The organism is Gottfriedia acidiceleris (genome assembly GCF_004138285.1).
Classification (GTDB): domain Bacteria; phylum Bacillota; class Bacilli; order Bacillales; family Bacillaceae_G; genus Gottfriedia; species Gottfriedia acidiceleris_A.
In genome coordinates this window covers 59,711-84,920 of record NZ_SCFN01000003.1, presented here as the reverse complement: position 1 = coordinate 84,920, position 25,210 = coordinate 59,711, and the positions used below count along the sequence as shown (strand labels likewise).

Sequence of the window (25,210 nt, the reverse complement as noted above, 5' to 3'; positions counted from 1 at the left end):
AAGTGGAAGTAGGATATCTCTACTTTTCTATTTTAAAGTGTGTTAGACTAATTTTGTTTGTTGCATACGAAAGGGGAACTTTTATAATGGCTAAGTTTACAAAAGAAGATATTTTCCGTATTTCAAAAGAACAAAACGTAAAGTACATACGTCTACAATTTACGGATTTACTGGGGATTATCAAAAACGTTGAAATTCCAGTAAGTCAGCTTGAAAAAGCTTTAGACAATAAAATGATGTTTGACGGTTCTTCAATCGAAGGATTCGTTCGTATCGAAGAATCAGATATGTATCTATTCCCTGATTTAGACACTTGGGTAGTATTCCCATGGACTGCTGAAAAAGGAAAAGTAGCTCGTTTAATCTGTGATATTTACAATGCAGATGGCACTCCGTTTGAAGGAGATCCTCGTAATAACTTAAAACGTATGTTAAAAGAAATGGAAGCTTTAGGCTTCACAGATTTCAACTTAGGGCCTGAGCCAGAATTCTTCTTATTTAAATTAGATGAAAAAGGCGAGCCAACTCTTGAATTAAATGATAAAGGCGGTTACTTCGACTTAGCACCAACTGATTTAGGTGAAAACTGCCGTCGTGATATCGTTCTTGAACTTGAAGAAATGGGCTTTGAAATCGAAGCATCTCACCACGAGGTAGCTCCAGGACAACATGAAATTGATTTCAAATATGCTGGTGCAATTAAAGCTTGTGATGACATTCAAACATTTAAATTAGTTGTAAAAACAATCGCTCGTAAACACGGTTTACATGCTACATTCATGCCAAAACCACTATTTGGTGTAAACGGTTCTGGTATGCACTGTAACTTATCATTATTTACAAATGGTAAAAACGCATTCTACGATGAGACTGGTGAATTAGGTTTAAGTGAAACTGCACGTCACTTCATCGCAGGAATCTTAAAGCATGCTCCAAGCTTTACAGCTGTTACAAACCCAACTGTAAACTCGTACAAGCGTTTAGTACCAGGTTATGAAGCTCCATGTTACGTTGCATGGTCAGCAAGAAACCGTAGTCCACTAATTCGTATTCCTGCATCTCGTGGCTTAAGCACACGTGTAGAAGTACGTTCAGTTGACCCAGCTGCAAACCCATACTTAGCATTATCAGTATTATTAGCAGCAGGTTTAGATGGAATCAAAAATAAATTAGAAGCTCCAGCTCCAGTAGACCGTAACATCTACGTTATGTCTAAAGAAGAGCGAGAAGAAGTTGGAATCATCGATTTACCAGCAACTTTAGCAGCTGCACTAGATCTATTAAAAACTGACGAAGTAATCGTAGGTGCTCTAGGATCACACTTATTCGAACACTTTGTAGAAGCAAAAGAAATCGAATGGGATATCTTCCGTACTCAAGTTCACCCTTGGGAAAGAGATCAATACATGTCAGTATATTAATCAAATCAACCCTTGACGCTATTGGCGTTGAGGGTTTTTTCTATTTTGGTCAAAAAGAGGAAATAGAAGTAGGAGAACATATAGACCAAAAAATGACCAAATTTTAAGATGTTTGAAGATTAAACCTTTCATTCTTTCGAATCGAATTCTCCAAAGTACCTAGACATATTTTAACACGTAGTTTAGAATAATAAGAAAAATCACAATTTTATACAAAATTGGAAAAATTTATACGTTATTGTCAATTAAATAGTAAAAGGGGTGAGGCTTATGACATTACTGAAAGTGGAAGATTTGTCGATTAAATTCAAGTCTCGCCAAGGAGTTGTCCAAGCAGTTGAAGGGGTAGGTTTCGACATTGAACAAGGACATTCGCTCGGAATCGTAGGCGAAAGTGGAAGTGGCAAAAGCGTGACATCTCTTGCCATTATGGGTCTTTTGCAAAACGCTGTTGCTGATATCACTGGAAAAATACAGTTCGAAGACGTCGATTTGTTAACTTCTTCGCCTGAAGACATGCGAAAAATGAGAGGTAAATCTGTGTCGATGATTTTTCAAGAACCGATGACGTCATTGAACCCCCTTCATACTTGTGGAAAGCAAATCATGGAACCAATCTTACTTCATCAAAAAGTTAGCAAAAACGAAGCGAAACAAACCGCCATCGAATTACTCAGAATGGTCGGCATTCCTTCTCCGGAACAACGATTTCATGAATACCCTCACCAAATGTCTGGTGGGATGCGCCAACGAATTATGATTGCGATCGCACTTGCTTGTGAACCCAAACTTTTAATTGCGGATGAACCGACCACTGCACTAGACGTAACGATTCAAGCGCAAATACTAGATTTAATGAATCGTCTCATGAAAAAACGGGACATGAGCATGATCCTGATTACGCATGATTTGGGTGTTGTGAAAGAAATGTGTGACCAAGTCGTCGTCATGTATACTGGTCAAATTGTTGAGAAAAGCCCAACGGCAGCTGTTTTTTCAGAGCCACTTCATCCTTATACAAAAGGATTACTGAATGCAGTCCCGAAAATTTCTCATAAGGTAGACAGACTCGAGGCAATTGAAGGCACCGTGCCAGATGCTCTGAACATGCCAAGTGGATGTAGCTTTCATCCTCGTTGTCAATTCGCAACTGAACGATGCAAAAACGAAGCACCGCCATTATTTACCCAAGGTGATGGTCGCGAAGTGAGATGTTTCCTTTATGATGAGGCCAAAAAGGCAGGTGATCAACATGTCACGAACTGAATCTAGCCGACTCGATTCGGTTTCAAATCCGTCACCATCTGACACAATTTTAGAAGTTTCGCACTTAACAAAAACGTTTCAAATCAAACAACCGAATGGCAAAAAAGGTGTCCTGTCAGCTGTTGATGATGTGTCATTTTCAATCCAAAGAGGCGAAACGTTTAGTCTTGTTGGGGAAAGTGGCTGTGGCAAGAGTACGTTAGGCAAAACACTACTTGGTCTTTATCCAGCAGACCCTGGTTCAACCATTCTGTTTAATGGTGAGGATATCACGAATCTGTCAAAAAAAGAATTCGCGAAAAAAGCGCAAATGATCTTTCAAGATCCTTCTGCTTGCTTGAATCCACGTCGAACCCTCAAACAAATTTTATCTGAACCGTTCAAGATTCACAAAATGGCGAACGGTGAAGGAAAAATCACCGAACTGATGGAGATGGTTGGCCTACCAAGTCGCTTTTTGGGGCGTTATCCTCACGAACTATCAGGTGGTCAAAAACAACGGGTTGGTATTGCGCGGGCATTAGCGCTCGAACCAGAACTATTAATATGTGACGAACCCGTCTCAGCACTTGATGTGTCGATTCAAGCGCAAGTCATTAACTTATTAGAAGACTTGCAGAAACAATTGAATCTTACCTATCTTTTTATCTCACATGATTTAAGCGTCGTTCACCATTTAAGTGATAGGGTTGCCGTCATGTATTTGGGAAAAATGGTTGAACTCGCTTCACGCGATGAGTTGTATGGCAACACACAACATCCGTATACAAAGGCACTCCTCTCTTCTATTCCTGATCCAAACGGGGATGTACGAGAGAAAATCATTCTCACAGGGGATGTACCTAGCCCATCAAATCCACCAGCCGGTTGTCGGTTCCACACCAGATGTAATGCTGCGAAGGAACAGTGTAAAACAGTCGCACCAGCATTCATCCAAACAGGTAGTAACCACTTTGCAGCGTGTCATTTGACGACAAAGTGATGCTATAAATTTTAGAGAAAAAGGGGTTTTACGAGATGAAAAAATTCAGTTTACTCGCTTTGGTTACGTTGATGGTGTTCTCACTTTTCGCTTGTGGGAAGAAAGATACGAGCACCTCATCATCTTATGCCGATACTATTGTTGTGGGTGTCGCATCTGACTGGAAAACAATGGATCCTGCTCGCGCGTACGAAGTGTATGCAAACTTCTATTTCTATGCAACGTATGAGAACTTATACATGTTAGAAGGTTCAGACCTTACACCAAAACCAGCTCTTGCAAAATCATATACAGTCGATGATTCAGGACTTGTGTATACATTTAATCTGAATGAAGGACGTAAGTTTGCAAGTGGTAACCCAATCACAGCAAATGACGTTGTTTTTAGTTTCAATCGTACAAAAAATATCAAAGACAATGCGTCAGCTTTAGCGGCTGGTGTGGCGAAAGTCGAAGCAAAAGATGAGCAAACAGTTGTTGTGACACTGACAGAAAAAGATGCGTCATTCTTGTCAAAAATCACAGGAAATGCTTTTGCGGTTGTGGATAGTAAAGTCGTCAAAGAAAAAGGCGGTACTGATGCTGCAAATGCAAGCACAACTGACAAAGCAACAACTTACCTTGACGGTGCTTCTGCTGGAAGTGGTCCGTATGTGTTGAAAAAATGGACAAGAAATACGGAAATGGTGCTTGAAAAGAATCCGAATTACAAGGGCACTGTGAATGCAAGCAAAATCATCATCAAAGAAATGCCAGATCCAAATACACAAATTCAAGCGCTCGAAAATGGTGAGATTGACGTAGCGCTTAGTGTTGGTCCTGACCAAGTGAAAACCATTAAATCAAGCGGAAACGCAAAAGTTGTTTCTTCTCCAACTTCAACGATTTCATTTTTAATGATGAACGATAAAGCAAGTATTGGGAAGGAGCTATCGAATCCACTTGTTCAACAAGCTGTTCGTTACGCACTTGACTACAAAGGATTCCAACAATTAGCAGGTAATGGTGCACTTCTTCCGTTATCATTTGTTCAAAAAGGATTTGTCGGGGCTAAATCAAGACCAGTCAACTATCAAAACATTGATAAAGCGAAGGAATTGATGAAAGAAGCGGGTTATGAAAAAGGATTCACCATTCCTTTAACGGCTGCGAACTTCGAATCTGAAGGTCTTTCATGGACAACGATGGCTGAAAAAGTAAAAGAAGATTTAGCGAAAATCAATATCAATGTCGACATCAAAACAGGTGAAATTGGTGCGGTCATTGAAGATTACCGAAACGGTAAATCACCATTCCTTGTGATGCATTGGTCACCTGACTATTACGATTTAAGCAACCAATTAGCGTTTATTCCTGGTGATATTGTCGGAAAACGCGCGAACTGGGAAGCATCAGCGAATTCTGCGTTAGTCAACTTAGCAAATCAAGCGAAAATCGAAATCGATCCGGCAAAACGTGCAGACATTTCAGGCCAAATGCAAGACATCGTGGCTGAAAATAGCCCGTATGCTTTCTTAGTGCAACACCCAAAATCATTTGCTGTTAGCAAAAAGTTACAAGGTGTTGCGTATAACGATTTTTGTAAATTGCATTTAAATGAATTAAAGCTGTCTAAATAATCATCGAAATGACAAAAAGCTAGTCGTAGGGTGTTCTCCCCTATGACTAGCTTTCCTATTACCATCTTTTACATAGTGAATCCATCGTATCTGTTTTTTGAAAGGAGTTGTGCCAATTGCTTCGATTTATCGGTAGACGTCTATTGTTTCTTCTTTTCTTATTAGTTGGCGTGGCGCTGTTTGTCTTTATCCTTTCGCATTTAGTACCAAGTGATCCAGTTGCAGCGAATTTAAGTCAAAGCGCCATGAATAATCCCGAAATCGTCGCCGCTTTTAAAGCAAAGTGGGGGCTTGATCAATCGTTATTCCGTCAATTAATTCTCTATTTTCAGCACTTATTCGCAGGTGATTTAGGCACGTCCATTCGCACCGGTAAACCAGTACTGGAGGATTTAATGCAGTTTTTCCCGGCTACTCTTGAACTATCGGTCGTGGCCATGGTGATTGCTTTAGTTTTCGGCGTACTTTTTGGCGTGATTTCTGCCATCTTTCGGAACAAAGCAATTGACCATGTCATCCGAACGGTTTCTATTAGTGGCGTGTCGATCCCAAGTTTTTGGTTTGCGCTTGTTCTGCTCTATGTGTTTACGTCTGTTTTAGGGGTCACACCAGGACCAGGACGCATCGATGCACGTACGTCAACTCCAGATGGTGGAACGGGTCTTTTTCTACTCGATTCACTCCTAAGAGGTGATTTCCAATTATTTGGTGAAGTGGCGATGCACTTGATCCTCCCTGGCGCTGTACTTGGTCTTTTTACGATGGGGTTAATCGCTCGTCAAACAAGGTCAAACTTACTTGAAGTGATGTCAATGGATTATATTCGAACAGCGCGAGCAAAAGGGTTAAAAGAATCAGCGATTATTTTTAAACACGCCCTTTCAAATTCTATGATTCCGGTCATTACAGTTGCTGGAATGGGGTTTTGTAATCTACTTGGTGGAATGGTGCTTGTTGAAAATATTTTTGCGTGGCCAGGGATTGGTCAATATGCTTATTTGTCTGCTGTTTCACTCGACTTCCCGGCAATTTGTGGTGTTTCGTTATTAATTGCATTGATTTATGTTGTGATTAATCTAGTCATTGATATCTTATACGGTGTCATTGATCCGAGAGTGAGGCACCGATAATGCGAACAATTGTATCGTTTCTTCGTCAAAAAGGATTTCTTTTTAAACTTGGTTTAGTCATTTGTCTTGTTTGGTTTATCGTTGCCTTGTTTGCACCTTTCATCGTAACACATAGTGTCACGGCGCAGAATTTAAGCATCCGGTATGAGTCCCCTAGCGCTTCACACTTTTTTGGAACGGATGAGCTTGGTCGAGATGTTTTCTCCCGTGTCATCGTTGGTTCTCGTATTTCGTTAACGGCTGGGGTCATTACAGTGGTTTGTGCGTTCGCTTTCGGTATTTTATATGGGGGAATCGCAGGTTATAAAGGCGGGTATGTGGATGAAGTGATGATGCGCTTCTCCGAACTCATCATGGCATTCCCTCCCCTTATTTTGGCGATGGTGATCGCAGCAGCACTTGGACCAAGTATCTTAAACTCAGTGCTTGCGATGGCCATCATTTGGTGGCCGAATTATGCAAGGCTCATGCGTTCTATGGTGATTTCATTAAAAGAAAGCGAGTATGTGACGGCTTCTCGCGTCATGGGTGCCTCTCATATTCGTGTCCTCTTTTTGGAAATTTTACCGAATTGTTTCGGACCATTGCTTGTGATGGCAACACTTGACCTTGGAAACGCCATTTTGATGTTCTCAGGGCTCAGTTTTCTTGGTCTTGGGACTCAACCTCCGACACCTGAGTGGGGTTCGATGGTATCTGGCGGAGCGAAAGTGATTCAAAATTGGTGGGTGTCTACTTTCCCAGGTTTAGCGATCTTTTCTGTATCTGTTGGTGCGAACTTTGTAGGTGATGGTCTTCGCGATTTTCTCGATCCAAAACTTAAAAAAGAATAGAGGTAATGAAATGGAAAAAATTAATTTGAATCAAGTTGAACCAATCGGCATGCCAATCTATGAAATGAAAAAACTCTTCACGCGACAAGGTGATTTTAAAGAAGTGAGCATGAGTGTGATTTCTCTAACGCCTGGTGAACGTGTACCAGCTGTTGGTATGAGTTGCCACGAAGAAGACGAGTATTCTTATATTTTTAGTGGAGAAATTGATACCTATTCCAACGGTGTTCACAGTGTGGAAAAAGCGGGAGATGCAACCTTTATCCCTGCCGGTGAAGAGCATTGGTGCATTAATCGTACGAACGAACCTTGTCTTCTCGTTTGTTTTATGGTGAAAAAAGCAGAAGGTTAATCAGTTCCTCTTCATTTCTGCACTACTTGGCTTTGTTAATGGCAACGGGGATCATGAGCATCAATCATTCATATCAAGAAACTGTAAAACAGTGACTACGAAAAAAAAGGAGACTACAACTTTGCTATTGCACTAACCGATCATTATGTTGAATAAGGAATAGAAGATTCTTAGTCAAAAAGAAGATCGTTGAGAGAAACAAGGCTGGGTAAGTTACTGACATATAAGAATTATGCGTGAACTAAATCTTGATTCAAATGAATCGATTGAATACGCAAAGCTTAATGCAGGAGTAGTTCAGCCATCGAAAACAAGCATTAAACCATATTATTTAGGACTACGAATGTTTAAAGATATTGAAGAGCGATATAATAATCCAACAAAAGAAATGAGAGAGTTAGGTGTTAAACCTGGCAGTGGTCGGAAAAAATGTTTGAAGTACAAGAATTAGAGTCCGATAGTTTATTTATTCGAAACTACTTAACTAAAGATCTCGTCATGCGCGAAGATATGTATTTATTCCAGCGACAAGGTAAGGAATATAAAGTCACTGGTAAGGAATGGGAAAATGTTAGGGGTCAGTTAGTTGTCAGTAGGGTAAATGGAGGATTCCCATATATCGTTGTACAAGAGGGAGATTATTTAAAAAATGGTGAGCTTTATTTGAAGCATTCCTATGAACATATGGAACTTGATGTGAAGTATGTTGAGAAGGTTATGCCTTATATTCATCAGTTGTGGGGTAGAGGCGTTTATTTAGAGAAGAATATTGAAGGGAAATCTGTGTTGTTTAGTTATGATGGCAAGAATATTCATCGGAAGTATATTTTAGGCCACCTTTAAAAGGTGGTTTTTTGTATGAATTGTCTCTATTTTAAGTCAGGATTCAATAAAAATTTGAAAGCTCAAAGGAAAAACAGCCATAAAAGTAAATATGTAAAGTATTGTGCTTATTTTTAATTTCATATTATTAAACTTCCTATCATTATTAAATATACGCTTACAATTTATTAAAACAGCCTTTACAAACATAATTGATTCCTTATGCAACTAAGCTGCCAATTACTAATAAAGTTGAATTAGAAAATATAAATATAAATGATATAGTTTGGTCAAGTTATAAAGAAGCATTAAACTTATTGAAGCAAAATCAAGTTGGGATTACACCTGGATTGAATCTTTCCATAAGATTTTAAAGAAAGTAGAAGGAAATCATATAACATATTAAGCTGTGATTCTACCTATTTAAATGGTAATTCATTTTTTTTAGCATGTAGTTAATTAATTAAATCATTATTAAGAATATCTTAATAGTATTTATTGGTTAACATAAAAATTAAGTTTACTTTATATCTAGTCAATAATTAAGATGTATAATTAATGGTTAATTTTAACTAATTTTATAACAACTTTTTAATCTAGAAGGATCCATGATAGATAGTAAACCGAAAAATATAGCTAGCAGACATAACTTCAAATTCATCTATAAAAAGTTCAAGAACGTATATGTTCTTGAACTTTTTTGTGTTTATTTAGACATTGAAAAACAATTCTGACTTAAGGATATAGGAATGGAAGGAATAGATACTAGATTTTAAGATACTTTAGTATTTTTTATTTGTTTTACCTCCTTAATGAAAGCATTTAAGGGTAAAAGTGTTTAATTTAAATATTATTTAATTGAGTGATATATTACGAATTACTTAACACCAATGATTTCAATATTAATTGATTAATATAAAATCAATGTGTAATTTACATAGTGCAAATATAATTGTCCGTGTGATACTTTTCACCTTATCACTGAAAAAAGTGAAATCAAAATTATAAAGTGTTGTTGAATTCACTAGGAGAAGAAGTCGTAAGGAAAATTATGGATCATTTTGAAAAAGGAGGAACAATATTTTTTTGATATCTACCTATTTTTTACAGTTTTTTAATTGTTGTAATCTGTTTTACTGCATTGAATTCACCTAATATTCGGCTTGCGAAAGGGAGATTTTTTATGGTTAATTTAACGAGGTCTAACAAATCATTATTTTCATTAATCTTAATAGTTGCATACCTACTCGGCAACTTTGTTGGCTATATTCCAGTGCATGCAGTAAGTGATGCATTTAGTTTGATAGAAGCAGAAAGCTTTGGTTCCAAGTCGGGTGCCTACATTAAAGTTGAGGATTGCCCAGATGGTGGGAAATCTGTGGGCGGTACTAATGACAACCAGTATTTAGTATATAACAATATGGACTTTGGTAGTGGTGTTGGAGCTACGGAATTTAGTGCAAGAGCTTCAGTTAAGGGATCAAATGCAGGTGGAAATATTGAAGTATGGATTGACGGTCCGAACAACACAAACGGTACAAAAGTGGGAGCACTTACTGTCGCAACAACAGCACCGGACAACTGGAATGTCTATAAAACTATGTCAACCGATATTACTAAAGTTACCGGGATTCATGATGTATACCTTGTATTAAAGGTAGCGGCGGGAAAAACATATGTAGCGAACATCAACTGGTTTCAGTTTTCAAAAACGTTGAACAGCATTGAGATTACAAAACCACCAGTAAAGACTGTTTACCGTATCGGAGAGAGCCTTGATATCACGGGTATAGTAGTAACCGGCACCTACTCCGACGGATCGACAAGGATTGAGGAAGTAAGAACTTCCGATGTAAGCGGTTTTGACAGTTCTAGGGCAGTGGACAGCCAGATACTAACCGTCACAGTACGCGGTAAGAAAGTAACTTATCCAGTAAAAATAAAGCCGAAGATATTATCAAGTATCACAGCACCTTCAGCCATTACAGGTGTAGTAAACGGAACAGCGCCAACAGGGGTGGCCCTGGGATTACCTAGCACAGTAGTACTGGTGACTGATGGAGGTAATGTGAATGCACCTGTAACATGGAATATATCTGCTTCAGGCTATGTTCCTTCCGTAAAAACCGAGCAGAGTTTCACAGTTAAGGGAACAGTAGATCAACCTACAGAGGTTACAAATCCGAATAATATAGAATTATTAACAAGTATCAATGTTACGGTTCTTGCTTCAACAGCTCCAGACAAGGATACCAGTTATAAATTCAGCTTTATGTCCATTTCTGATACACATGCAAATGTACAAGGTGATATCAGCGATGTCAGACTTGACAATGCATTGCATGACGCAGTTAGCAATAATGTGCAATCTGTTAGCGTTGTTGGAGATCTTACCGAATCTGGAACAGATGCACAATATAATACATTAATGAAAACAATGAACAAATATCCTCAACTTGATCGTAACTTGATTTTAGGGAACCATGATGTAAGGTGGATGGGAGGATTTGAGACTGCTAAAAACAGATTTTTGACACATACTGATATGCCTGGTGTTTATTACGATAAGTGGATAAACGGATACCACTTTATCTATTTGGCAACGGAGACTGATGAAAAAGACAGCGCATATATTTCAGATACCCAGATGAAGTGGTTAAGCGCTAGGTTAGCGGAGAATGCAAGTCTTGATAAACCGATATTTCTTTTCCTTCATCAACCACTAGATAATACCGTTTATGAGGAATATCCTTCAGATCCTTATCAAAGTGATGAAGTACAGGATCAAAAGTTAAAGGACATTATTGGAAAATATCCTCAAAGTGTTTTTATAACTGGACATATACATTATCCTCTAACATTACCGGGTACTTTCTATAACAAACAGTACTTTACAATGATGAGAGATGGAGCTATCAAGGATTCAGGTCAAGGTTTAATTTTAGATGTATATGCCGACAGGGTGGTTATACATGGAAGGGACTTCTCGAAAAAAAGTACGATAACTACCTGGACTATAAATAATTACACGGCGGATGTACTTGCAGCAGATAAACAAGCGCCTACCGCTCCAACTAATGTCTCAACGAAAGTGTTAACAGACAAGATGGCCATTCTGTCATGGCATGCAGCTAAAGATAATTTTACGGGTAATATAGGTGTTACAGGCTACGATATTTATAATGGAAACACTCTAATTGGATCAACAAAAGGGAGTACGAACTATAAAGTGGCAGGACTGACCGCAAATACTGCATATCAATTTACTGTAAAAGCCAAGGATGCGGCAGGAAATATTTCAGATGCTAGCAGCCCATTAAAAGTTACCACATTAGCTTTCGATCCTGCTCCGGTAAATTTAGCGCTAAACAAGACGGTTACAGCTAACGGAAGTATAGTGGGCTACGAACCGTCCAAGGCAGTAGATGGTTCGGCTGCAAGCGGTAAAAAGTGGTCTTCAAATACTACCGAAGACAAATGGCTGATGGTCGATCTTGGACGAAATTATGACATTTCTAGGTGGGTAGTAAAGCATGCAGGAGAAGGCGGAGATACCTTATCTCTGAATACAAAAAATTATAAGCTTCAGGGAAGTATGGATGGAACTACTTGGACTGACCTGGATTCAGTAACAGGTAACGTTTCAAACAGTACGGACAGATATATAACCAAGTCTACTGCAAGATATGTGAGGCTTTATATTACTACGCCGCAAAATTATGCTGAAACGGGAACAGCAAATATTTACGAGTTTGAGGTTTATGGGCGGGAAAACGATGTTCAGTCACCTGTTACAACGGCAACGATGGATGGAGTTACAGGTGAGGACGTTTGGAATGCAAAGAATGTGAATGTGAAGTTCACTGCAGATGACGATCCAACTGGAACTGGTGTAAATCACATCGAGACAAGAGTAGACGGCGGCGATTGGAACAACAAGTCCGATTTGACGCTGACTGCTGAAGGGATGCACAGTGTTGAATATCGTGCTATAGATAACGCTGGCAATGTGGAAGCAGTGAAGCATCTTTCTATTGGCATCGATAAGACGGGGCCAGCAATCGCGTTATCTGTACCGGCGGATGGAAGAATTTATGAAAATTCCGGAGATTTGAAGCCTGAGTTTGCATTGACCGACTACTTTTCGGGTGTCGACAACAGTATGACGACGTTGACGCTAGATATGCATTCTTGCAAGATTGGAAAAGCAATTCCGCTATATACCTTGCCGCTTGGTCAGCATACTCTTGTTATAACTTCAAGTGACCTAGCCGGCAATAAGGGGAGTAAAACTGTTCACTTTCAAACAGTGGCCAGCATTGATTCCTTAAAGGCTTTGGTGACACGCTTTGTTGATACCAAATGGATCGACAATTTCGGAATTGCCAATAGCCTACAGGCAAAATTGGCACAAAACGATTTGAATAGTCTAGTGAATGAAGTGAAGGCACAAAACGGGAAACACATTTCAAGTGAAGCTGCAACCTATTTGTTGCGAGACGCTCAATATGTGATTTCACAACAATAGTACATTTTTGAAAAGATAGAGGAATATCAGAGTTTAGTAGAATATATTTCTTGCTAGATTAAAAATGGAAATAAAATCATTATACTTATTCAACTACCATGGAAGTTTATATCGTACTCCCATGGTAGTTGAACAAGATCACGAGTCGCAAATGCGGCTTTTTTTATTGAAGTAACTGGCAGGATTGTTGAATATGAAGTAAAAGCTTTTAATCATTCATTTATCTATTGACTTAGAGTTTACTCTAAACAATATAATTAAAAATGATATGGAAAAGTACTGTAATTAGTTAAAGATTGGGTCTTTATCATCATATGGTTCAGATGAAAAATTCGATTTAATTAATGTGAACAGTGATTTTTTCTACTAAATATTTAAATAATAGAAAGGGATAAGACAATAAATTTAGTAAATTATAAATAAAAATGTTGGGAGTCGGTTTTATGGAGAAATCAAATAAAGCATTCAGTGACACATTAATAAAATCATTAAGGGGAGAACGTGGTCATCTTCCTATTAAGAATGCTTTGTTGGATATAGATATGGATCTTGCTGGAAAAAGAATAGAGGAACTACCTTATACTATTTATCAATTAGTCAAACATATGACATACTGGCAAGAATTCCTCTTATTATTCGCACAAGGAGAGAAGCCTGAATTGCCTTCCGATGTGAAAGAAAGCTGGCCCGTTGAAGAAGGGCCTAGTAATGAGGAAGAGTGGAAACAGATTATTCAGCATTTTCTTCAAGGGATAGAACAGGCATGTACGATTGCCCGAACTGTTCAATTGGATAAATCATTAGAGAAATGGCCAGGCGAATCCCTAGGTGGTGTGCTACGCAATATTGCATCTCACAACTCCTATCATTTAGGTGAAATCGTAATAATACGCAGATTATTTAGTGCTTGGCCACCACCAACCGGAGGATATCCTGTCTAAACTTTGCATCAATAGGAATTTCATAATAAAAATACGTTAGCCCATTAACACATGGGAGACATTTGAATTTACTCTAAATGTTAGTTGTGTCAACAATTGAGACCATTTCATTCGTTCATTATGACTAACGCATGCGTTCGGATTATAAGGTCATCCAGTTAAATTACTGGCTGACCAAATTTTTTATGGTCTTATGATCAAAGTAGTCGGGGCGGGAGCAGAAGTATTAAAGAAGCATGCAGGTTTTATTGTGAATATAGAACATGCAACTTCAACAGATTACCTCGACTTGATTCGAGTTATTCAAGAAACAGAGAAAAATAAATTTAAAATTGATATTGAAACAGAAGGGAAAATTCTTGGTGAGGAAAATCAAAAAGAAGATCGTTGGGAGATACAAGATTGGGCAAGTTACTGGCATATAAGAATTATGCGTAAACTAAATCTTGATTCAAACAAAGCAATCGTATACGCAAAACTAACCGCGGGTGTTTTTCATCAATCAAAAACAAGTATGACTATTTTACCTTTATTTATTTTTTAATTATCAACATAAAAAAAACAAAAAAAATAAAGAGGGTGCCCCTAAAAGTTATACTTTTAGGACACCCTCCTATCTCTTTTTAGTAAGTTGTAGTTTTCACTACTTCTGCATTATTAGGTTCAGAAACACGAGTTAAAAAGAAAATACCAATAACAAAAAGAATAATTAGACTAAATATACCCATGTTAGAGCGACCTGTAATTTGAGCTGTCAAGCCGACTATTAATGGTCCCATAATCGATGCAAATTTACCGAAAATATTATAGAAGCCAAAAAACTCATTTGATTTTTCTTTAGGTATAAGTTTTGCGTAATATGAACGACTTATAGCTTGGATTCCACCTTGAGATGTGGCAACGAGCATAGCCAATATCCAAAAGTCTAATGTGGAATTTAAAAAGTAAGCATATATACAAACAAACATATAAATAATGATTCCAACATAAAGCATAATTTTACCGGTAAACTTATCAGCAAGCCTTCCATAAATAATCGCAAATGGAGCGGCAACAACCTGTGTGACAAACAAAATAATTAATAGATTTGTTGAACTGATTCCAAGGTCAGTTCCATAAGCAGTTGACATTGTAATGATCGTTCCAACGCCATCAATATAAAAGAAGTATGCAAGTAAAAATAAAAATAAAGCACGATATTGTCGAATATTTTTAAAGGTTTTTCCTAGCCTTTTAAAACTACTTAATACAGGATTTTGTTCACGTTCAATAAAATAATTTTGACGAACGTTTCGTAACAAAGGAATTGCAAAAATGCCCCACCAAGTTGCTGTTATGAGAAAGGCAATTTGACTTGCAAGAGTTGTTGAAATTGATAATATCTCCTTCTGAGCTAATACGATCAAAGCAATACTAATGATAAATGGGATTGTGCTACCTATATATCCTAAACTAAAGCCTCGAGCGGATACCTTATTCATACGTTCTTCTGAAGTTACATCTACTAAAAAAGCGTCATAAAATACATTCGCGCCAGCAAAGCCAATAGCTGTAACTGTATAACAAGTCAATAGTAAAAGCCAGTTATCATTAGGAATAAAAGTAAGTAGTGCAGTAAAAGAAACACCGAGAGTTAAAAAGAAAGAAAAGAACTTCTTTTTAAATCCTCTGTAGTCGGCAATTGTTCCAAGAATTGGACCTAACATAGCTAAGATGAATGTTGAAATCGCAATTGTATAACCTAAATAAGCAGTAGAATCAGAAGCACTAATTCCAGCTTTTGAAGCTGAAGCTTTATAAAAAAGTGGGAATACGGCAGTGCTAATAATAATAGAATAAGCTGAATTTGCCCAATCATAGAAAATCCAACTATTTTCTTGCTTTGTAAAACTCTTCATGAGTTTTTTCCTCCCAATGATTAGTCACTTCTTTTTTTCATAATAGGCTTATAGATTAGATACTACTATTATTTTATTTATCCTCTACAGTTATCAGTATATTCTCTAAAAAATTTCTGTATAAGCAGTGGAAAAGATGAGAAGCTTCAGAATCTGTAAATCTGGACTCTTGACTATAAAAAAAGCACAACAACGTAAAAAAGACCTAGATTCTAATACATAAATTCCCACTTCTATGTTATCTTAGTTATATACACAATTCTTGGAGGTTACGAGTTATGAAATCTACTTTAAACGATACTACAAATGAGCAACTCCCATTTTCAAGGACCAATCCATTTCAAGCGAAGGTTCTCAAAAATATTAATTTAAATGGAACAGACTCAAACAAAGAAACAAGACATATTGAGTTATCATTAAAAGGGTCAGGACTTTCTTATGTTCCAGGTGCTGCACTTGGCGTGATTCCTTCAAATGATCCAGAGTTAGTTTCTTCTCTTATAAATGAAATGAAATGGGATGAAGAAGCGATTGTAACTGTTGGTAAGCAAGGTGAAACACTATCTTTAAAAGAAGCGCTTACATCTTACTTTGAAATTACACTGTTGACGAAGAAGATATTACAACAGGCAGCTGTGTATACAGAAAACGAAGAGCTGAAAAACCTTGTGTTGGTTGAAAATACAGTTCAACTTAAGGAATATTGCTATGGGCGAGATTTACTTGATATGTTACGTGATTTTGGTCCATGGAGTGCTTCTGCTCAAGAAATCGTTTCATTATTAAGAAAAATGACACCACGTCTATATTCAATTGCAAGCAGTATTGCTGCAAATCCAGATGAAGTTCATCTAACAATTGGTGCTGTACGCTACACCGCACACGGACGCGAACGAAAAGGTGTTTGTTCTGTTTTATGTTCAGAACGTATTAAAGAAGGAGATACTCTTCCAGTCTATGTTCAAGCAAATAAACACTTCTATTTGCCAGAGTCTCAAGACAAAGATATTATTATGGTTGGACCAGGGACGGGTATTGCACCATTCCGTTCGTTTATCCAGGAACGAGCAGTTAATAAAGTTAATGGACGTTCATGGCTATTTTTTGGAGACCAGCATGAAGCGTCAGATTTCCTTTATCAAAGCGAGTTGAAAAAATATCAACAAGACGGAGTATTAACAAAACTTGATACTGCATTCTCTCGCGATACAGATCAAAAAGTTTATGTTCAGCATAAGATGCTTGAACACGGCAAAGAACTGTTTGAATGGATTGAAAAAGGTGCTTATTTCTACGTTTGTGGGGATAAAGAATATATGGCGAAAGACGTTAACGAAGCGCTTATTACTATTCTTGAAAAAGAAGGTGCGATGGATCGCGATGCAGCTGAAGCGTATCTTAAAGATATGCAAAAGCAAGGGCGTTACCAACGTGACGTGTATTAATATAAAAAGGTATTAAGAATTAGGTGTGTTGTAACAAAAAGTAACCCTTCGTTCCAGTTGGTACAAAGGGTTACTTTTTTTATTGTCTTTAAGGACAATTTTTTGCTCTAACCTACATTTGAATACGACTTTCCTTTTCTTGAGATACCTTTTTCTAATGAGACGTTAGTTGAATTGTTATTCAAAAGTGCCTTTTACAATTGGAGTACCATTTTCAACCATCTTTCTCCCAAGTGCGAATACTGTTTCAATTTCTAAAGTTTCTTGATTTAATAAGACAATATCAGCATCGTTACCGGGTTTTATGTTACCTTTGTGTGTTAGTTTTAGCACTTGTGCAGGATTTGAAGTTATTACTTGTACTGCTATCTCTAATGGAATTCCTTCATCGATTACAGCTTCTCTTACTTCTTGATATAAAGATGAAATTTTGCCAATTTGAAGTCCTAAATAGTCACCATTTGTATCAAAAAAGGGAAGACTTGCCTGGGCATCTGATGAAAAAGTTATGTTCTCAATCTGAACTCCTACTTCAAGCATTATTCGTAGTCCTTTGCTACACTTTACTTCGCCTTCTTCTAAAAACTTGAGAATTGTACTTGTAGTAAAATCTACAAATCCACCTTTAAGTGCAAAATCAATACCGGCTTTAAACAATTCTTCATTCCGATTAATATGAGTTGGGTGAAACTGACGAATTGGAATATTTGTATGATCGACTAGTTGATGTAGAAGGGAAAGTTTATCTTTGCCATCACCGACATGAATTTCTAATATCCCAGCCTTTCCAGATAAAATTCCACCATTCCGCGCAGCGGATGCAATCTTTGAAAGTTCTTCAATCGTTGGTTCCGAGGAACGGTGGTCTGCTATTGCGATTTCACCAACACCAATAATCTTATCAATCAGAATAATATCTCTCTGGATCGATTCTGTTAGTGTCTTTACAGGGATTTGGTAAGAACCAGTATGAATATAACAAGTAATGCCTTCTTCTTCTAAGGCACGTGCTTTTGCAAGTAAATTCTCAATAGTTCTTGTTGTACCGTCTGTCCCTAGTACACCGACTACTGTAGTAACGCCAGCGGTTGTAACGTTCGTAAGCATTAGTTCAGGAGTGCGTGTTTTAAATCCACCTTCTCCACCACCTCCAATGATATGTACATGTGAATCGATAAAACCAGGTACAACTAAAGAGTTGGAGGCATCTATGACATCGCAGGAAAGAAAGTCTGGTGGAATGGTGATATGATCTGCTATCATTTCAATTTTTCCTCCTGCTAAAAGTAAATCTTTTCTGCCAATAGAGTGTGGTGTGTATACTTGACCGTTTTTTATTAAGGTTAACAATTTTTTCTCCTCCTAATTCCTTTGTTAATTGTTTAAAAAGGACCGTAATTTATTAAGTGTGCGATTACAACAGCAATTAAACCTATTAAATATTGAATGAATACTAATGGGAAAATCCATCTAGCCCATTTTGTCCAAGGTATTCCTGCAATTGCTAATCCTGCCATTAAAGTTCCAGCTGTTGGGAAAATGATGTTCCCAATTCCATCCGCAAAAGAAAATGATAGGACAGCAGTTTGTCGAGTAATTCCTAGTAGGTCGGCAAGTGGTGCCATTATGGGCATTGTTAACATGGCATGACCGCTACCGGATGCTAAAATAAAGTGTATAATTGCTTGGAAATTATACATTCCAATTACACTTAAAGAAGTAGGGATATGTTTAATGACTTCTGATACTCCATGAAGCATTGGATCAACAATATGTCCTTGATTTAAAACGACTAGAATTGCACGGGAAACACCAATAATTAAGGCACCACTTATTAAAGTAGCAGATCCTTGAGTAAATGATTTAACAACTTCATCGATTGATAATCTTCCAATTATCCCAATCGCAATCGTTAGGATAATAAACAAAGAAGCAATTTCACTGATATACCATTGATATTTAATCACACCATAAGCTAAAACAATATAGTTTATAAGAAAAGCAAAGAATATCCATTTATGTCTAGAAGATAACTTAGCTTTAGAAGATAATAGATTATTTGATTGCTCTACTGAATATTTACCATAAAATCCCATTTCTGGGTTTTTCTTTACTTTCATGGCATATCGATAAATAAAAATTACTGATAGTAAATAAACAATTACAAACAATACAAGTCGAAATCCCATTCCAGAAAAAGTAGGTAGTTCTGCAATTCCCTGAGCGATACCAACTGTGAACGGATTCATTATTGCTGTTGTAAAACCTGCAGATGCTCCAACTAATACGATTGCAGTTCCCGTCATTGTGTCGAAACCTAGAGCAAGAGCTAATGGAATTAGAAGTGGGATATAAGCTAAAGATTCTTCAGCCATTCCCATTAAAGAACCTGCAATTGCAAAGAAAAGCATCATTATTGGAATTAATAACTTTTCTCTATTAGCTAGTTTTTTGGCCAAAGTAGAGATTAATACTTCAATTGTGCCAGTTGCACTTAATACACCGAAAAAACCTCCAATTATTAGAACAAAGAAAATAATATTTGCTGCATCTACCATTCCCATATGAATGGCTTTTATCATTTCAAAGAATCCAACTGGTGTTGCTTCGATTGATTTAAATGAATTCGGATCAACTGTTGAATGTCCATTGATGTCTATATGTGCGTATTCACCTGTTGGTAAAACATAAGTAAGAATAGTTGCAATAAGTAAAATTACTAATAAGAGTGCAAAGATATTAATTTTACGTTCTTTTAAAACATTGCTCTGTTTTGCAATTTTTTTAGCCTGAATTTGTGACATCATTTCATCTCCTTTGAAATTAGAGTGCTAGAATAATCTGATTTAATATTCTAAAATTAGTGGTAAAAAATTATAATGTTTTCGGATCTTCCCTCCTATCTAATCGGAATCTTAACAACTATTAAAATTACTACAATCTACTATAAGCAAATAGCGTGCCAAGTTTTAAAGTCCAATTTTAAAGAAAATTTAAAGTGTTTACTGGGTTTATTGGTTCTTTTTGGGTGATATAATAGAACCAAAAAGAACTGCAAGGAGGGATTTATATGAAGAAAAATTCACTTACTTTAATTACAGGGAGTAAAAAAACAAGACAAGCTCTTTCTAATCAGTTAATTCAATTACTAGAAGATTATATAAATATTAAATCCTATGCAATTGCTGAATGTGAGTTATTAGAGTTTAAAGACGATATTATTCTTTTTTCTTCTGAAGAAGCAAAAAATGAAACTGAAAAAATAGCGACAGTGAGTGGTAAACATGTCATGGTAGGAAAGAGAACACTTAATCATGAGAATGTTGAAAAACTATTAAGGATTGAGGAGGGTACAAATGTATTAGTTGTTAATGATGATTTTTATTCTACTGTTGAATTAATACAGTCCCTTTATCAATTAGGAATCGACCATGTAGAATATTTCCCATTTAAAAATGATCAATTATATTATCCAAATATAAGCATTGCAGTATCTCCTGGTGAAACTCATTTAAGTCCTTCATATATTAAAGAAGTAATTGATATAGGAGTACGTCTTTTTGATATCTCCGCTATACTTCAAATTGTTGAAATCTGTAATCTTAATAAAAACATTTCATCATTAATTTCGGAAAAATATATTAGAAATATTATTGAATTGCAAAGAGAACTTTTACATGCAGAGCAAAATGAGAAAAAAGTAAATCGGCATTTACAAAATGTTGTAGATACGGTGGATGATGGTATTTTAGCGTTAGATAGTAATGGAAATATAACTGTATTTAATGAAAAACTTTCTTTGCTTTTTCAAGTACCTATTGAGAATGCGTTAGGGAAACATTTAGACAATGTTATTGAATTGCAAAATGTTAAGGAGTTTATATTAAATGGATTTGAAGAATTTAAATTCTTTTCCATCAATAATACTGATTTAGTCATCTATCGATTCTATATAAAAGATGATGAAAAAGTTGTAGCTACCTTTAAAAGTGTAAACAGAGCATCTGAAATAGAAAGAACTGCTCAAAAAGAGCTTAGAAATCAAGGTTTTTTTGCTAGATACGATTTTAAAGATATTATTGGTGAGCATCAATCCATTACAGAGTGTAAGAATATTGCCAAAAAACTTGCGATCACAGAGCACCCAATATTAATCCAGGGTGAGACTGGTACAGGTAAAGAACTCTTTGCTCATGCTATGCATCAACAATCTAAACGGAAAAATGGCCCTTTTTTAGCAGTTAATTGTAGTGCTTTTACGGAGAGTTTATTAGAGAGTGAGCTATTTGGTTATGACGAAGGTACCTTTACAGGAGCTAAAAAAGGTGGAAAAAAAGGGTTGTTTGAAATTGCAAATGGAGGGACCATATTCTTAGATGAAATTGGTGATATTAGTTTAAACGTACAGTCTCATTTATTGCGTGTACTGCAGGAACAAGAGATTCGCAGAATTGGAGGAAGGAAAATTATTTCCATTAATGTACGGATAATTGCAGCAACAAATAAAGATCTTCATCTGAAAATTACTGACGGTTCATTTCGGTCAGATTTGTTTTACAGATTAAACGTTTTAAATCTATTTATTCCACCGTTACGATCTCGGAAAATGGATATACCTTTGTTAGTAAATCATTTTGTTACAAAAAGTGGTAAACAAGTGATGATAGATAAAGACGTTTTACAAAAATTAGATCATCTTGAATGGAACGGAAATATTAGGGAACTAAAAGGAGTAATTGATTACATGCTCACTGTCTGTGAAGGTGGGATTATTACTCTAAAAGATTTTCCAAGTCATAGTCAAACAAAAACTAATCGATTACAGACTATAGAAAAAACTGAATATGAATTACCAAGTAGTGTCCTTGAAGTACAAGAATCCATCACAATACTAGAATCAATAAAAAATTTTAATGACATAGGTAAGATAGCAAGTAGAGAGGCCATTTCAGCTAGAAGTGAGGATATTGGTAGATACTTAACCACACAACAAATTAGACTTCGATTAAATACAATGGAAAAAAAAGGATTTATTATTAAAGGTAAAGGAAGAGCAGGCACAAAAATTACTTCCTTAGGTACTGATTATTTATATTTCTTAAAGGATAAATTAAAATTTTAACAAATGAACATTGATAGCATTATTTTTTCTAATTACTATGTGTTTGCTATTATTGAAAGTTCACCCTAGGGAAGATATCAATACATGACTGTATATTAATCAATTCAACACTTGACGCTATTGGCGTTGAGGGTTTTTCTATTTATGGGCAATTTTCTTTTTAGAAATAATTTCAAAAGATGCCTGATAAATGCCCAAAAAGTTATTTGAAAAAATTCCATTCTAAAGTAAGAATTTCACATATTCAATGAACTAAAGAGATTATTTAGATGCATATCTTAAATAATAAAAGAATAAAAGTAAAACTGTAGAAATAAATAAATGTACGATTAATAGGTAAGAAGACAACGTTTTTATTTAAATTTTATAAAGGGGGGAGAAAAGTTGAGTTATATAGATTCATTACTAGATCGACAAGTATTTGTACTTCTATCTGGAGATATCGCTTTTGAAGGTATTTTAACAGATGCAGGACAAGACATACTTGTATTATATAATGGTCAAAAATATTATTATATCCCTTGGATTCATGTTCATCGAGTACATTTATGTCAACTTATTAAAGATAAGATAAATACTCCTAATGAGCCTTCAATTGCAAATGAAATTGAAACAATTTCTTACAGAAAAGTTTTAACAAATGCGAGAGGGATTTTCTCGGAAATATATGTTACGGGTAATTTAACGTTTCATGGCTATATTACAAATGTTTTAAGTGACTATATCGTTTTTTATTCACCCGTTTTTAAAATGATGTATATCTCATTATCTCATCTAAAGTGGCTCTCACCTTATCATCAAAATGTAACACCTTATTCAATTGATAATGCAAATTTTCCAATTAATCCATCGAATATCTCCCCTGTACGCTCATTTGAATCTCAATTAAAAAAAGAAGAAGGAAAACTAGTTATTTTTGATGGTGGGAATGATCCAATGAAAATTGGTTTGCTGAATACGATTGAAAATAGTGTAATTAAATTATCGGTCGCAAGTGGGGAAGTAGTTTATTTAAGACTTAACCATATTAAGTCAGTGCATTTGCCTTAAATGATTTATGTTTTTTATGTAATATTAACCAACAGATAAATAATTACAGTGTACTTTTGTTAATTGAGAAGCTCTTATTCTAGAGCTTCTCTTTTTAATTAGTTTCTAATAATATAAAATATTTTAATATAATTAATCTGAATAAAGGATAATTTCTAGACTATATGATTAGAAAAAATATCCATTGGAGAAGATCAATTCAAATGTTAGTTGCATATCCAAAAAATGTGATATTCAATGTGCTTTTTTCGAAAGGGGTTAATGGACAATTGTTACTATAGTTATTTATCTTTAGGGGACATTTGCATTATATAGGTAAAACAACCATCTTCTATAAAATAATGAAATCATCTAAAACATCATTGTTATATTTGAATAATAATATAACAGATGGACAAGTTTCATTGGAAAATATTTTATAAGAAGGTGAGTTTTATGAATTTCGAAATTCTAATGAGTGCTTCTGTATTTCTATTAACGATGGCAGTCATTTTTTGGAGACCAAAAGGAATAAATGAAGCATGGCCTGCTGCAATTGGAGCATTAATCATTTTGGTGACTGGGATTGTAACAAAAAGTAATTTGATCGATATTGTACACAAAATTGGTGAAGCTTCTATTACAATTATCGCAACGATTGTAATGGCGATTATATTAGAGAGTTTTGGATTTTTCCATTGGTCTGCTGCTAGACTTGCAAGTTTAGCAAAAGGGTCAGGACGCAGATTATACTGGTATATCCAGCTTCTATGCTTTTTAATGACATTACTGTTTAATAATGATGGTAGTATCTTAATTACAACTCCGATTTTAATTCTCCTATTAAAAAATTTACGTTTAAAACCACATCAACAAATTCCATATCTTCTAAGCGGAGCATTAATTGCTACAGCTTCAAGTGCGCCAATCGGTGTAAGTAATATCGTAAACTTAATCGCATTAAAAATTGTTCATATGACTCTTTATATGCATACAGCTATGATGTTTGTCCCTGCAAGTACAGGACTTCTATTTATGTCATGGCTAATGTACATGGTATTAAGAAATAAATTACCAAAACAATTGCCAGTGTCAACCGATGATATTGAAGAGTCATTTTTTATGAAAAATTTTCATCCTTTAAAAGGGAAAATGTCAGTAGAAACAAAACAAAAAAGAACTAAATTTATGTTAAAGGTATTGGGATTTGTTTTCCTAATGCGCTGCTTATTATTCGTCGCTTCATTTCTTGGAATACCGATTCAATATGTAGCAGTTTTAGGTTCACTTGTCTTATTAACTTGGAGATGGTATCACTTACGGACAAGCCCTGTTGATATCTTAAAAAAGACACCTTGGCATATTTTAGTCTTTGCATTTTCGATGTATGTGATTATTTATGGTCTCCATAATGCTGGTTTAACTGCAGCTTTAGTAAAATTCTGTGAACCAATCGTAAATCAAGGCTTATTTCAAGCAAGCTTTATAATGGGAGGATTAGTTTCAATCCTATCTAATCTGTTTAATAATCATCCAGCATTAATGGTTGGAACAATTACACTGACAGAAATGGGGCTTGATCCAATTACATTAAAGACGATTTATCTAGCAAATATAATCGGTAGTGATATTGGATCGTTATTACTTCCAGTAGGTACTTTAGCATCCCTAATTTGGATGCACATATTAAAACAAAATAAAATTAAGGTGAAATGGAAGGATTATCTAAATGTATCATTAATTGTCATTCCATTAACAACAATCGTAACGCTGTTTCTACTATATTATTGGGTGCAATTAGTTTTCGCTTAAGAAACAATTT

The 25,210-nt window shown here is 35.8% G+C and carries 17 protein-coding genes and 1 pseudogene; 15 read left to right on the top strand and 3 right to left on the bottom strand.

Annotated features, from left to right (window positions below; all coding sequences use genetic code 11):
• Positions 1 to 86: 86 nt before the first annotated feature.
• From glnA to EP747_RS05560, 11 genes and pseudogenes are all read left to right on the top strand, one after another.
• Positions 87 to 1,421 (top strand): type I glutamate--ammonia ligase, encoded by a 1,335-nt coding sequence (glnA, locus tag EP747_RS05610; RefSeq protein ID WP_088014744.1) that lies wholly within the window; start codon positions 87 to 89, stop codon positions 1,419 to 1,421.
• Between the two features lie 270 nt (positions 1,422 to 1,691).
• Positions 1,692 to 2,687 (top strand): ABC transporter ATP-binding protein, encoded by a 996-nt coding sequence (locus EP747_RS05605; protein WP_129688917.1) that lies wholly within the window; start codon positions 1,692 to 1,694, stop codon positions 2,685 to 2,687.
• Entirely contained in the window at positions 2,674 to 3,669 is a 996-nt protein-coding gene (locus tag EP747_RS05600; RefSeq protein WP_129688916.1) for an ABC transporter ATP-binding protein, read from the top strand. The genes EP747_RS05605 and EP747_RS05600 overlap by 14 nt, the downstream gene beginning before the upstream one ends.
• A gap of 35 nt (positions 3,670 to 3,704) precedes the next feature.
• A complete protein-coding gene (locus tag EP747_RS05595; RefSeq protein ID WP_129688915.1) occupies positions 3,705 to 5,288 on the top strand; it encodes an ABC transporter substrate-binding protein in 1,584 nt (527 codons plus the stop codon).
• A gap of 116 nt (positions 5,289 to 5,404) precedes the next feature.
• Positions 5,405 to 6,418, top strand: coding sequence for an ABC transporter permease (locus tag EP747_RS05590; RefSeq protein WP_205753807.1), 1,014 nt, complete (start codon positions 5,405 to 5,407; stop codon positions 6,416 to 6,418).
• A complete protein-coding gene (locus tag EP747_RS05585) occupies positions 6,418 to 7,251 on the top strand; it encodes an ABC transporter permease (RefSeq protein WP_205753806.1) in 834 nt (277 codons plus the stop codon). Before EP747_RS05590 ends, EP747_RS05585 begins: the two co-directional genes overlap by 1 nt.
• A 10-nt stretch (positions 7,252 to 7,261) precedes the next feature.
• Positions 7,262 to 7,603: a cupin domain-containing protein gene (locus EP747_RS05580; RefSeq protein WP_165346871.1), complete on the top strand. Its 342-nt coding sequence runs from the start codon at positions 7,262 to 7,264 to the stop codon at positions 7,601 to 7,603.
• A 199-nt stretch (positions 7,604 to 7,802) separates the two neighbouring features.
• Positions 7,803 to 8,446, top strand: a pseudogene (locus EP747_RS05575) (SpoVR family protein); the annotation flags it as partial.
• Positions 8,447 to 9,608: 1,162 nt separating this feature from the next.
• The gene (locus EP747_RS05570) at positions 9,609 to 12,953 is read left to right on the top strand and encodes a carbohydrate-binding protein (RefSeq protein ID WP_129688912.1); all 3,345 of its coding nucleotides are present in this window, start codon (positions 9,609 to 9,611) and stop codon (positions 12,951 to 12,953) included.
• 443 nt (positions 12,954 to 13,396) lie between these two features.
• Positions 13,397 to 13,894: a DinB family protein gene (locus EP747_RS05565; protein WP_129688911.1), complete on the top strand. Its 498-nt coding sequence runs from the start codon at positions 13,397 to 13,399 to the stop codon at positions 13,892 to 13,894.
• Positions 13,895 to 14,087: 193 nt separating this feature from the next.
• On the top strand, positions 14,088 to 14,438 hold the full coding sequence (locus EP747_RS05560; RefSeq protein WP_129688910.1) for a SpoVR family protein: 351 nt from the start codon (positions 14,088 to 14,090) through the stop codon (positions 14,436 to 14,438).
• A gap of 79 nt (positions 14,439 to 14,517) precedes the next feature.
• Here the strand turns inward: EP747_RS05560 and EP747_RS05555 are convergent, their stop codons facing one another.
• Positions 14,518 to 15,792 (bottom strand): MFS transporter, encoded by a 1,275-nt coding sequence (locus tag EP747_RS05555; protein ID WP_129688909.1) that lies wholly within the window; start codon positions 15,790 to 15,792, stop codon positions 14,518 to 14,520.
• A gap of 278 nt (positions 15,793 to 16,070) precedes the next feature.
• Between EP747_RS05555 and EP747_RS05550 the strand changes: the two genes are divergently transcribed.
• Positions 16,071 to 17,237, top strand: a complete 1,167-nt coding sequence (locus tag EP747_RS05550; protein ID WP_129688908.1) for a sulfite reductase subunit alpha — start codon at positions 16,071 to 16,073, stop codon at positions 17,235 to 17,237.
• Between the two features lie 177 nt (positions 17,238 to 17,414).
• Here the strand turns inward: EP747_RS05550 and iadA are convergent, their stop codons facing one another.
• Together iadA and EP747_RS05540 are read right to left on the bottom strand one after the other, a co-directional pair.
• Positions 17,415 to 18,587, bottom strand: a complete 1,173-nt coding sequence (iadA, locus tag EP747_RS05545; RefSeq protein ID WP_129688907.1) for a beta-aspartyl-peptidase — start codon at positions 18,585 to 18,587, stop codon at positions 17,415 to 17,417.
• Positions 18,588 to 18,619: 32 nt separating this feature from the next.
• The gene (locus EP747_RS05540) at positions 18,620 to 20,041 is read right to left on the bottom strand and encodes a YfcC family protein (RefSeq protein ID WP_129688906.1); all 1,422 of its coding nucleotides are present in this window, start codon (positions 20,039 to 20,041) and stop codon (positions 18,620 to 18,622) included.
• Between the two features lie 266 nt (positions 20,042 to 20,307).
• Here EP747_RS05540 and EP747_RS05535 point away from each other — a divergent pair, with 266 nt between their 5' ends.
• The 3 genes from EP747_RS05535 (at position 20,308) to EP747_RS05525 (ending at position 25,200) form a co-directional block, all read left to right on the top strand.
• Positions 20,308 to 22,359 (top strand): sigma-54 interaction domain-containing protein, encoded by a 2,052-nt coding sequence (locus EP747_RS05535; RefSeq protein ID WP_129688905.1) that lies wholly within the window; start codon positions 20,308 to 20,310, stop codon positions 22,357 to 22,359.
• Between the two features lie 384 nt (positions 22,360 to 22,743).
• Positions 22,744 to 23,409: a DUF2642 domain-containing protein gene (locus EP747_RS05530; RefSeq protein ID WP_129688904.1), complete on the top strand. Its 666-nt coding sequence runs from the start codon at positions 22,744 to 22,746 to the stop codon at positions 23,407 to 23,409.
• 435 nt (positions 23,410 to 23,844) lie between these two features.
• A complete protein-coding gene (locus tag EP747_RS05525) occupies positions 23,845 to 25,200 on the top strand; it encodes an arsenic transporter (RefSeq protein WP_129688903.1) in 1,356 nt (451 codons plus the stop codon).
• The last annotated feature ends 10 nt before the right edge of the window (positions 25,201 to 25,210 follow it).

Excerpts from the sequence above, each read along its gene's own strand:
- EP747_RS05550 (WP_129688908.1), top strand. The coding sequence starts at position 16,071 with ATGAAATCTACTTTAAACGATACTACAAATGAGCAACTCCCATTTTCA.
- EP747_RS05600 (WP_129688916.1), top strand. The coding sequence starts at position 2,674 with ATGTCACGAACTGAATCTAGCCGACTCGATTCGGTTTCAAATCCGTCA.
- EP747_RS05555 (WP_129688909.1), bottom strand. The coding sequence starts at position 15,792 with ATGAAGAGTTTTACAAAGCAAGAAAATAGTTGGATTTTCTATGATTGG.
- EP747_RS05565 (WP_129688911.1), top strand. The coding sequence starts at position 13,397 with ATGGAGAAATCAAATAAAGCATTCAGTGACACATTAATAAAATCATTA.
- EP747_RS05605 (WP_129688917.1), top strand. The coding sequence starts at position 1,692 with ATGACATTACTGAAAGTGGAAGATTTGTCGATTAAATTCAAGTCTCGC.
- EP747_RS05585 (WP_205753806.1), top strand. The coding sequence starts at position 6,418 with ATGCGAACAATTGTATCGTTTCTTCGTCAAAAAGGATTTCTTTTTAAA.
- EP747_RS05525 (WP_129688903.1), top strand. The coding sequence starts at position 23,845 with ATGAATTTCGAAATTCTAATGAGTGCTTCTGTATTTCTATTAACGATG.
- EP747_RS05595 (WP_129688915.1), top strand. The coding sequence starts at position 3,705 with ATGAAAAAATTCAGTTTACTCGCTTTGGTTACGTTGATGGTGTTCTCA.
- glnA (WP_088014744.1), top strand. The coding sequence starts at position 87 with ATGGCTAAGTTTACAAAAGAAGATATTTTCCGTATTTCAAAAGAACAA.
- EP747_RS05580 (WP_165346871.1), top strand. The coding sequence starts at position 7,262 with ATGGAAAAAATTAATTTGAATCAAGTTGAACCAATCGGCATGCCAATC.
- EP747_RS05560 (WP_129688910.1), top strand. The coding sequence starts at position 14,088 with ATGATCAAAGTAGTCGGGGCGGGAGCAGAAGTATTAAAGAAGCATGCA.
- EP747_RS05540 (WP_129688906.1), bottom strand. The coding sequence starts at position 20,041 with ATGTCACAAATTCAGGCTAAAAAAATTGCAAAACAGAGCAATGTTTTA.
- EP747_RS05535 (WP_129688905.1), top strand. The coding sequence starts at position 20,308 with ATGAAGAAAAATTCACTTACTTTAATTACAGGGAGTAAAAAAACAAGA.
- EP747_RS05570 (WP_129688912.1), top strand. The coding sequence starts at position 9,609 with ATGGTTAATTTAACGAGGTCTAACAAATCATTATTTTCATTAATCTTA.